This is a genomic window from Pilibacter termitis (genome assembly GCF_900167335.1).
Taxonomy (GTDB): Bacteria; Bacillota; Bacilli; order Lactobacillales; family Streptococcaceae; genus Pilibacter; species Pilibacter termitis.
The window spans coordinates 1-2,722 of the sequence record NZ_FUXI01000052.1 but is presented as its reverse complement, the minus strand read 5'-3'; the positions used below and the strand labels follow the sequence as shown (position 1 = coordinate 2,722).

At 39.1% G+C, this 2,722-nt stretch carries 4 protein-coding genes; all 4 read right to left on the bottom strand.

Translation table 11 applies throughout. The annotated features are described in order from the left end of the window. The coding region (locus B5D30_RS12955; RefSeq protein WP_144399620.1) for a hypothetical protein at positions 1–1,543 on the bottom strand (1,543 nt) is incomplete at its 3' end. Beyond that, on the bottom strand, positions 1,540–1,887 hold the full coding sequence (locus B5D30_RS12950) for a hypothetical protein (RefSeq protein WP_078808506.1): 348 nt from the start codon (positions 1,885–1,887) through the stop codon (positions 1,540–1,542). The genes B5D30_RS12950 and B5D30_RS12955, both read right to left, overlap by 4 nt. 14 nt (positions 1,888–1,901) lie before the next feature. Beyond that, positions 1,902–2,273: a DUF6096 family protein gene (locus B5D30_RS12945; RefSeq protein ID WP_078808505.1), complete on the bottom strand. Its 372-nt coding sequence runs from the start codon at positions 2,271–2,273 to the stop codon at positions 1,902–1,904. A gap of 65 nt (positions 2,274–2,338) precedes the next feature. After that, positions 2,339–2,722, bottom strand: a 384-nt coding sequence (locus B5D30_RS13940; protein ID WP_078808504.1) for a hypothetical protein, incomplete at its 5' end; no start/stop codon positions are given.

Sequence of the window (2,722 nt, the reverse complement as noted above, 5' to 3'; positions counted from 1 at the left end):
ACAACTCACCTAACATATACTTGAAAGAGCGAATAACTTCTGCCCCTTTCACTTTCCAAGCCTCTAAAATCGGTTGCCAAATACGTTTTGCAATGTCTTTCACATCTTCCCAGAAATCTGCGAGCCATTTTGGTGTCGTGTAATCGCCCACTGCCTTATTAAAATCGACTCCACTTCCACCACTTTTGTCCTCATCATTATCATCATCAAATGAAAGAGTGTTAATCTCGTCAAACCCTGCCAATGTTTGCTTAAACTTTTTCGCTTTTTTCGTTGCTTTGTCTGCACTTTCGCTTGCTTGGTCATAAAGACCTGCGGCTCCGTTTTTCGATTGTGCGTAAGTTGTGCCAAAAATCGTTGAAATGAATGAGGCAAATACTCCTGTAACTTGTGCCAATCCACTCATTAACGAATTGATGAGCGGTAGAATTGCCGTGTAAATCGGATAAAATGCAGTCAATAAATTCACTTTAATTTGATTCAATGACTGAGTAAATTGGTCATTAGTGCCAAGTGCTGCACTCAATCCGTCACGCATGGAGCGTATAAATTTCAGTATTAGACTGAACATGAACACTTTTTTCACCATACCCCAGATTTTATTGCTCATTTTATCAACGGAATTTCCTACTCCTTGCACCCCACTTGTAATTTGTTTGGCACCTGGTGTAAATCTCATAGCCGATTGTGAAAAATTTTGACCGAGCCTTTTTGACGTACTCGCCACACCACTCATCATGCTTTTTGCTCTTGATAAAACGCTACTTAATCGACTCATTCGACTACTTGATGAACTCGCCTTGTTTCCTAAGTCGCTTAACGCATTGCTTGCGATTCTTGTTTGTTGACTCAAATCACTACTTAATTTCAACCGACTTAACGCACTTCTTGCTCTTGTGCTTTCTGGGGCTAATTCTCTCAACTTCGCTTTCATTCTTTCTAATTCTGCAAGTTGTGAGGTTGCTTGTTGGTTCAATGGATTCACAAGTGGCATTCCTTTAGGTAAACTTTGTATCGGTTGTGGGTCTTTGGGAGGTTTCATTTTGACCGTTTTAGTTTCCGTAGGTTCTTTTGTGTCAGTCTCTTTGAAATTCTCCCATGCCTTCTTAGAATTGTCGAAAAATTGACGGTTCGCCTTACCAAATGCTGACTCAGAAGAATTTTGAGCTTGTTGAACCAAAGCTTTTGCGTTTTTCTGTGCCTCAAGCATGGTGCTTGTCTGCCCTCTAACTTTTTCCACGTATTCACGAGCATCCATGCCCATAATAGAAATTTTCGGCTTGTTGGAAACCTCTTTTGAGTTTGACTTACTCATTTCTTGAGCCATTTTCTTTTTCGTTTCACGCACTAATTTATAGGCTTTTTTTACGCTTTCCGCTTGTTTAGTGGTCTCTTTTTCAACTTCACCACTACTCTCTTTCGCTCCAATATTCATACCCTTAAACGTTTCAGCCATGCTCTTTTTCAATGCTTTAGCTTTATTGATTGCTTTTTCCACATTGAAATCAAAAGTCATCTCAATACCGTCTATCTTTACACTCATTCACTCCCACCTCCTTTGTCGTCTAATTTTAATTGTTGGAAAAATGCGAGGAGATTTTGTTCATTTTGTTTCTGCTCCTCCAATCTTTTCACTTCTTCTGGTACTTCTAAAATCGGATAGGCTTCCTCTTTTGTTGGAATATTTTTAGGGTCGTTGACCGCAAAACTGATTAACTGTGCTAAACGATAGTCAAACAAAGCGTGTTCTTTCAATTTTGTTTCTTGTTGAAAACGCAAAGACTCCAATTCCAACATCAATTCTTCCCATGTATAATCCCAATAATTAACAGAATTTATCCCAAGTTTCACTGCATCAGCGTACATTTCTTCCAACATTTCACTCATGGAGTCATATTCTTTTAAATCAGATTTTCCACCTGTTCGTCCTCCGAAGACGTCCCACTCTCCTCTGTCTTCCCGAAAAAACCAGAGTCGCTTAATAACTCCATGATTTGACCATAAAGCTCATAACTTGTCCCACCGTTTTCCATGTAGTTTTCAACAGCATTTGCAATATCACGCTCACGCACATTGGGTGTTTTACAGACTTGAGAAAGAATGACCGTCATTTCTCCAAGCGTTGGCAAGTTTAAGTTTTCATCATCTACCTTATAGCCCATAATCGTGTTGAAAAGCGATTTTTTCAAACGTTTCTCCAATGGGATATAATCTTTCCCAGCAAGTCGTGCCTCAAATTCTAGTGTCCCAATTTTGATTTGTGTTGTTTTCATTTACTTTGTCCTTTCATGTAAAAAAGGGGCATTTGTTCGCCCCTTTGATTTGTATTTATTTGTAATTACGGTGTAGTAGATGTCGTAATTTCTGGCAATGTTAATACTTTAAGAGAGAATTTAATTTTCACTGCCTCATTCACTCCTAATTGTCCAAGCCCCACACTTGCGACCGCTTTGAACGTTACCACCAAACCACCTGCCACGGTAATTTTGTAGAATTTCTCCACATTTTCCAACGCTTTGATTGCTGCAAAGTTTGAACCTCGATAAATCACATCAATGTCTAGCTCTTTTTTCTCTGACAAGCCATTGATTTCTTTTTGGATATTGTCACCCAAAGTCGTTACATCAATCCCTTGTTTTTTGTTGTCAATATCTGGAATAGAAACAATTCCGTCAATCGTAGTGTACGTGCCATTCGCAGTATCAGAATAGCCTAATGTCGT

Excerpts from the sequence above, each read along its gene's own strand:
- B5D30_RS12950 (WP_078808506.1), bottom strand. The coding sequence starts at position 1,887 with ATGAGTGAAATGTTGGAAGAAATGTACGCTGATGCAGTGAAACTTGGG.
- B5D30_RS12945 (WP_078808505.1), bottom strand. The coding sequence starts at position 2,273 with ATGAAAACAACACAAATCAAAATTGGGACACTAGAATTTGAGGCACGA.